At 40.9% G+C, this 6,645-nt stretch carries 8 protein-coding genes, 1 rRNA gene and 1 pseudogene; 4 read left to right on the top strand and 6 right to left on the bottom strand.

Annotated features, from left to right (window positions below):
* A pseudogene (locus EAO38_RS08180) lies at window positions 1-309 on the bottom strand (hypothetical protein); the annotation flags it as partial.
* 44 nt (window positions 310-353) lie between these two features.
* On the opposite strand from EAO38_RS08180, the gene EAO38_RS08175 reads away from it, so the two are divergent.
* From EAO38_RS08175 to EAO38_RS08165, 3 genes are read left to right on the top strand one after another with little or no spacing between them, the layout of a single operon-like run.
* Window positions 354-902 carry a hypothetical protein gene (locus EAO38_RS08175; protein WP_121022791.1) on the top strand — a complete coding sequence of 183 codons (549 nt, stop codon included), beginning with the start codon at window positions 354-356 and terminating at the stop codon, window positions 900-902.
* Entirely contained in the window at window positions 902-1,543 is a 642-nt protein-coding gene (locus EAO38_RS08170) for a hypothetical protein (RefSeq protein ID WP_162982748.1), read from the top strand. Before EAO38_RS08175 ends, EAO38_RS08170 begins: the two co-directional genes overlap by 1 nt.
* 23 nt (window positions 1,544-1,566) lie before the next feature.
* Window positions 1,567-1,791, top strand: coding sequence for a hypothetical protein (locus EAO38_RS08165; protein ID WP_121022787.1), 225 nt, complete (start codon window positions 1,567-1,569; stop codon window positions 1,789-1,791).
* 86 nt (window positions 1,792-1,877) lie between these two features.
* On the opposite strand, the gene EAO38_RS08160 is transcribed toward EAO38_RS08165, so the two are convergent.
* Both EAO38_RS08160 and EAO38_RS08155 read right to left on the bottom strand, forming a co-directional pair.
* The gene (locus EAO38_RS08160; protein ID WP_121022785.1) at window positions 1,878-3,155 is read right to left on the bottom strand and encodes an adenine-specific methyltransferase EcoRI family protein; all 1,278 of its coding nucleotides are present in this window, start codon (window positions 3,153-3,155) and stop codon (window positions 1,878-1,880) included.
* A gap of 122 nt (window positions 3,156-3,277) precedes the next feature.
* Complete coding sequence (locus EAO38_RS08155; protein ID WP_121022783.1) at window positions 3,278-3,781, bottom strand: pyruvate kinase; 504 nt, start codon at window positions 3,779-3,781, stop codon at window positions 3,278-3,280.
* 332 nt (window positions 3,782-4,113) lie between these two features.
* Here EAO38_RS08155 and EAO38_RS08150 point away from each other — a divergent pair, with 332 nt between their 5' ends.
* On the top strand, window positions 4,114-5,337 hold the full coding sequence (locus EAO38_RS08150; RefSeq protein WP_162982747.1) for an alpha/beta hydrolase-fold protein: 1,224 nt from the start codon (window positions 4,114-4,116) through the stop codon (window positions 5,335-5,337).
* Window positions 5,338-5,498: 161 nt separating this feature from the next.
* Here EAO38_RS08150 and EAO38_RS08145 read toward each other — a convergent pair whose 3' ends face one another.
* The 3 genes from EAO38_RS08145 to rrf form a co-directional block, all read right to left on the bottom strand.
* On the bottom strand, window positions 5,499-5,711 hold the full coding sequence (locus EAO38_RS08145; protein WP_205588385.1) for a hypothetical protein: 213 nt from the start codon (window positions 5,709-5,711) through the stop codon (window positions 5,499-5,501).
* A gap of 40 nt (window positions 5,712-5,751) precedes the next feature.
* Window positions 5,752-6,342: a DEAD/DEAH box helicase family protein gene (locus EAO38_RS08140; protein ID WP_121022779.1), complete on the bottom strand. Its 591-nt coding sequence runs from the start codon at window positions 6,340-6,342 to the stop codon at window positions 5,752-5,754.
* Window positions 6,343-6,549: 207 nt separating this feature from the next.
* Window positions 6,550-6,645: ribosomal RNA gene (gene rrf, locus EAO38_RS08135) — 5S ribosomal RNA — on the bottom strand; the annotation flags it as partial.

Below are 6,645 nucleotides of genomic sequence, written 5' to 3'. Positions count from 1 at the left end.
CTGAAAGATTGTGGCTGAAAACAACACGGCAATAAACGCCCCCGTAAGGGTCGTGGTAATGGGCAGAGTGGCTAGAGTGGTGCGCCCTAAAAGCCATTGACCTGCTAGCGCGCTGCTAAAGGTGAGCAGAGAAACCACCGCCCCGCTCAGAGCCTGCCCTAAGAGCAAGAGAAAAATGTTTTTGTTGAACATGGGAGGGATTTTAGCGTATTGTTTGATGATTTTGTGCTTTTTCTGGTCTCTGCTTTGAGTGCTCCCGTTCTCTGTGTTGGTTTTTAAGGGTTTTTGCGTGCGTTTTAATCTCCACATGTTACAATATATTAGTATTTTTGCATGGTTAAAGGTATGGAGGCGTGGAAGAGTTTTTATTCTTATTTTACTTTGTCTATGTATTCATAGCACTCACGCCTGCAGGAGTCATTTTTTACTTGCACAATACGACTTTCACGCTCTTAGAACTCGCCTTGATTTCGCTAGGGGTATTGGTTTGTGCTCTGTTGTCTTGCCTTTACATGCGCCTTATTGAAAAGTACATTTTACCCTTTGATGCCACACATTCTGTGGAAGTAGTGGAAGTAGCCGAGCCTAAATACATCCCTATTTACATTGCCTATTTTGTGATTGCGGTTAGTCTTGAAAATTGGATCATATTTGCGGTGGTATTTACACTCATTTACTTTTTAATCCTCAAGGGGAAGTTTTCCTATTTTAACCCCTATCTTTTGTTTTTTGGTTACCACTTTTATGAAATCTCCATTGATCTCAATAAGGCACATGGACAGAACATGTATGCGAAGTTCAAGGTCTTTTTAATTTCCAAAAGAACGCTTAAAGAAGAAATGCAATACAGCAAGCTCATTAGACTCAATGACTTTGTTTTTTTAGATAAAGAAGAGGAGTGATGCGCATGCTCTATGCTCGGATGCAAGGAAAAATCTACCGTGTGAGCGATCAACCTCTAAAAGGAATATGGGATTTTGGAGCGCATGAAACCTCTAAAGAGTGGGATTATTGGAAAGAGAGTGAAAGAAAACTTGCAAAAGATGAGAGTTTCTTTATTAAAGCCTCTTTTGAAGATTTGAAAGATTATAATCTTGTGATCTGTGATGATACCCCTCATATCAATACGCTTAACAAGGACATTTTAAAAAAAATACAGAAAATTAAAGAGAGTAAGGCAGTGTTATTTGTACGCATGGAAGAAGAGGGTAAGATTAAATTATACTTCCAAGCGATCAGGAAGGGTTATTTTATTAAGAAAAAATTTATCTCTTTCTCTAACATGGCGCATATTGAAGATAAGCCGATTATTTTAATTGAAAATCGCACAGATGTTTATTGGAGTCAAGAAACAGGAAAGTTTTATTTTAAAAATATTGAGGATTTAGAGCGCGTGTTACCCCACTTTTTTGAAAATAAAGTTCAAGAGGCTAAACAAAGAATTCAAGCTATCAAAGATGACACCAGCTACCAGTATTTGCATTTAGAACTAGATTTAAAGGAAATCAAATCTACTATTCCAAAAAAAAGCTGGCCAGAATAGAACGTTTGCTTCAAGAGGGGCGCTTGGAGATTTTTAAAGAGAATGGCGATCCAAGAAAACGGAATCGTTATTTTGAATACGCTCAAAAACATAAACCTCGAATGGTTAAAGATAAAAAATTGGTGGTCTGTAAAGCTACCGATCTAGACCCTCTTTACAGGATCATGTACGAAGACTATTACACTACAGAAATAGGAGGAGAGCAACGCGTTGCTACCGTTTCTGAAAAGAATAATGTTAAAAACTAACTTTAGAATCGGACTTAAGAATGAAAGAAGTTTTTAGATCTCCCTCCTCACAAAGGTATAATTTACCTCCTTCCTACGCCTTAACCTCACTTGGCTTCAGCTTTGCAGATCAAAACCCTTGCAAATTTTTCCTTGCCCTCAATATAAGGGACATATTTTGATAGTTTGACAATTTTAAACCCACACTCCAGCACACCATTTAAAATTTGGCGTGCGGACACGGCAAAAGGCGCATCATAATCGCTAGGGATATAGTTATTATCCACAAGCAACACCCCGCCATCATCAAATCTTTTATAGCCATCTTGGATTTGCTCTAGGGGCAACAACTTTAGCCGCGCTCTAGTGGCTCGCCCTTTAATCACAAAATTCGTAAAAAAATGCCCAGCTGCGCGCACTAACTGGCGTTTAGGGGTAAGGTACCAATCCACACTATGAAACCCTGCCCATGCCTTCTTTTTGGCAAAATAAGGGATAAAGGCAGTATTGACACAATTTGTAATGTTGGAGAGGATGATGAATTTCTTTTTACTTTTAATGAGTATTTTCCAATATTCTATGGCGCGCGAAAAGGGCGGATTAGTGCAGACAATGTCGGCTTCCTCGTTTAAAATCCTCAAAGATTCTTTTTCTTCAAACCCTCCATTATAATTAGGCGGGCTGAGTTTCATCTCGTGTGCGCCCTCTTTGGTAAAAATATAGCCCCGTGCGCCGGCGTTGAATAAATCTTGCGGACTGCCATAATGCGTGCAGATAAGTTTTTTCAGCTTGAGCCTAAAGAAGTGCTTTAAGAAGTAGAGAGCAAACGCGCTAGAGTCGGTATAATCTCTATTCTCTCCAATGGCATCATCGCAGTTACAAAACACGACTTTATTTTTCCATATTGCTATAGGGTATTGGGATAACTCTTTTTCTACATCCTCGTATCGGGTGTAAAACTCGTCATTTTTGACACGCATCGCCTTGTCTAGCAAAGTCTTTCTAGTAACCCCCCGTTCTTGCATACTGGGCGTAGTTAAGGGTTTAAGCTCTTTTTTTGGCTTAGGGGGTTTGATGTTGATTTGGGCGATAAAACCCGGATGGGCTTTGATGTAGCTTAGATAATTCTCAAAAAGACTAGGGTTATAAAAATAAATTTCGCGGCTCTGTATTTCTCTTAAATGGGCAAAAGCGTTTTTAATGTCCTGTTCTATTTGGCGCATATTAGCCACTTCACAAGTGAAAAGATAGCGATAAGTGTTCTCTTGTGATTGCCCTGTAACGCTGTTGTATTCTTTAAGCCGCCTTTTTAGGTCATGGGTGATACCAATTTTGCACTTGCTAGGCTCTAGACTGGATTGGACAAGATAGAGGTATTGTTTCATTGTGCTCCCTAAAGGTTTTGAGCAGGGTATTCTAGCACAAGAACAGCTATTTTCTTAGATTTGAGAATCTGCGCAAGCCCCCCGCCTTTCTCACCCTTGCAAAGGGCAACATAGGAGATTTTTTAAACTAAAATAACCCTCTCGCCTTTGGCTTTTAAGGCTTCTTGCACCTCTTCATACCACCCCATAATGATTTGTGAGGTTTCTGCCCCCGGGTTTATGCATTTGTTTAATGTGCCTCTACCCTGTGGAATTGTTTGCCCCTCACCTGCCCAAGCTAAGATTTTAACGGGTCGTCTGTAGTGCATCCAATCCACTAAAAGGTCTTCTTTTTCAGTAACACATAGAGCACGATCTTTTCTAATGTCATACGCCCCGCCAATGACTTGGGTGAGCGCAACGAGTGCTTGCCCATGTTTGATTGCCACAATGTCATTCACCCGCATCGCTTCTAAAAAATCTTTAATTTGCCCTTTCTTCTCTTCCCAATCTGCCAAACCGATGAAATGATATTTTTCTAAAATTTGGCGCACATCTAGCACGCTCCATGCCTGTTGCATATGTTGCTGACTAAGTTGCATGTGCCAAAATTCTTGAAAGGGGATACCTGAAACATCTACAACCATCAAAACCTCCTAATTTTATGAATATCCTAGTGCTTTATTCTAGACCATAATCCCCACACCCCTAGCCTTAGGGATTAGGGATTAGGGATTAGGGATTAGGGATTAGGGATTAGGGATTAGGGATTAGGGATTAGGGATTAGGGATTAGGGATTAGGGATTAGGGATTGTCCCACAAAAAAAGCTTAAAGAGTCTTGAATGCTAAAAGCTCAAATTCTAAAACAGAACACAACTTTTTTAAGCTACAATGCTTGCGTTACTCTTATATCAAGTATCAAGGATTGGGCGTTGTTGTCGCGTAGGGCATTTATTATTAAAGGGACAGAGGTTCTTTTGGGGCTCAGTGTGCCTCTTTTGGGGCACGATAGAGTGTCCATTAAAGAAGTGTTGGGTATTGTGCATGTCTTTGGCGATGGGGCCAAGTTAGATACCCTTAGCATCGCCTATAACACAGAGGTTTCCAGAGTGCACAAACAAGACTTTAAAGTGTTGGGGCGCTTAATCACAGATGTCTATATCAGTCAAGATGCTAGGGGGGAGAAGCGCGTAGCCAGTGGAAAGTTTGTGATCTTAAAATTAAAAGAGCCTAAGTTAGCTTTATTGACAAGTATCCAACACCATAAGCCAGATCCACAACACAAAAAGAAATTTGTCGCTGGTGGCAAACCCGGGCACACCCTGAAATTACAAACCCCCACAGCGCAACTTGTTGAAACTAAAAATAGCCAAAAAATATGGAAACTCTCTAAGGTATCTTATCCCATCATAGAGAATTTTAAAGCTTTCACATTTGAAGATAAAATCTTGCGAAGAACTTTGCGCTACAATCTGTTTATCCCTAAACACCAAAATAACCAACCCCTCCCCTTGGTGCTTTTCATGCACGATGCGGGCACAACGGGTACTTTACAGCAGGCTACCTTGTTGCAAGGTTTGGGGGCACTCATTTGGGCGCATCCAGAAGAACAGCGCAAACGCCCCTGCTATGTGCTCGCCCCGCAATATGATGAAGTTGTAGTTGATGACAACTCACAAGCCTCAGCCATGCTAGATGTAACCATGCACCTAGTTCAAGAGATAAGCCAAAAATATCCCATAGATACCTCCAGAATCTATACTACAGGGCAATCTATGGGTTGCATGATGTCCATAGCCCTGCTCATTAAATACCCACATTTCTTTGCCAGTGCCTTTTTAGTGGCGGGGCGTTGGGATGCGCATTTGTGTGATCCTCTAGCACAGGATAAATTTTGGTTGCTCACCTCCAGCGATGACATGGGTAGCTTTGCACTTAGCAACGCCATTATAGAGAGATTAGAACGCAGGGGAGCTAAAGTGGCTAAGGCTATTTGGAATGGCAAATGGGATCAAGTACGATTTAAACAAGCTTGCCAAGAGATGATCGCCCAAAATGCTCCGATCAATTATGCTGTGTTTCAAAAAAATAGCCTGTTAGGTACAGATAAAATAAGCGCGCACCGCAATACTTGGCGTATAGCCTATACAATTGAGCCCATCCGTGCATGGCTTTTTGCGCAACGCCTAGAGAAAGACTAAAAGCAGATTGTCTATGACAAAAAGCAAGCTTTAAGGCTGTAAAGCAACCAAAGACTTCAAAAAGATTTAAAAACACACAGGAAAAGCGAGGCGCATACACCAACCCCCCCCATCCCCTACCTTTCTTACCCTTGCAAAGGACAACCTACCCCTACCTTTTGCTACCACTCCTTACCCTTATGCTCCTGTGCCTTAGCCTCGTTTTGCTTTTGGGATTTATACTGGTATTGTGCTTGTGCCATGTAGTTTTTGGCGACTTCTTTGTCCCCCCTCACCTCTGCTTCCTTGCTTTGGGCGTAGTAGCGATCCCCTTGCTTTTTGTTGTTTTCTGCGCGTTGTCTAAACATGTCCTCTTGGTTTTTGTAGTAAGCCATTAGATTCTCCTTGTGTTAGTTTAACATAGCTCTAGCAATCCTATTCTATTGGGATGCGACACCAATTAAGACCTCGTTTAAAGGTGCCACGAATAACATCCTCCAGTTGCTTAAAACTTTCATACCCATCTCTAAATTCACCAACTAAGCAAGCCATCACAAATTTGTGGCAGTTGATTTGATCTTTTGGTTTAGATGTTAGATTTGTGGCAGGAATTATAGAATAATCTTTGCCCCTTAAAGATATTCCTAATTTCTCTATATTCTCCATGACTTTTTGAGAACCAATGGCCCTTCGTTTTTCACTATTGTCGCAAGCAACCCAAATTTCTCCTGTTTGCTTTAGATTATTCTCTCTTTCATCCTCTAATAGTGTGATAAAGTGGCGAGGAGAGGGAGCAAGCCTTATAAAACCCTTGCCATTTTTGTTAATTAATTCCAAAATCTTATTATTTCCCACATAAATCCCCGAATGTTCAAAATATGTTTTCATCTCATAATTACCTAGAGTTACAATTTTTGTAATAGCATTCCCCACTTTTGCAGCTGCTCCAGCGACATCCGGTATTTCTATCTTGCAATAGACCACAGCCCCAACCTCTTCAATGTAGCGATCCAAATCCGTTGCCATCACTTCTCCTTAAAAAATATTTATTCCCCAACCACTTTCCAAATCCCCAAACCCAAAACCCCATATTTCTCGCCTTGAGAAATTGAGAAATTGAGAAATTGAGAAATTGAGAAATTGAGAAATTGAGAAATTGAGAAATTGAGAAATTGAGAAATTGAGAAATTGAGAAATTGTAGCATAAAAACCTAAAAAACACTTTAAAACAACCCCCCGCATCACCCTACTTTCCCACCCTTGCAAAGGGCAGTATCATCGGCGTTAGAGAGCTTGACTTCCAGGTTCGGGATGGGGCTGGGTATATCC

The sequence above is a fragment of the Helicobacter vulpis genome (assembly GCF_003660395.1).
GTDB classification, from domain to species: domain Bacteria; phylum Campylobacterota; class Campylobacteria; order Campylobacterales; family Helicobacteraceae; genus Helicobacter; species Helicobacter vulpis.
Note: the sequence above shows the minus strand (reverse complement) of the source record. Positions and strands in the feature narration are given on the sequence as shown.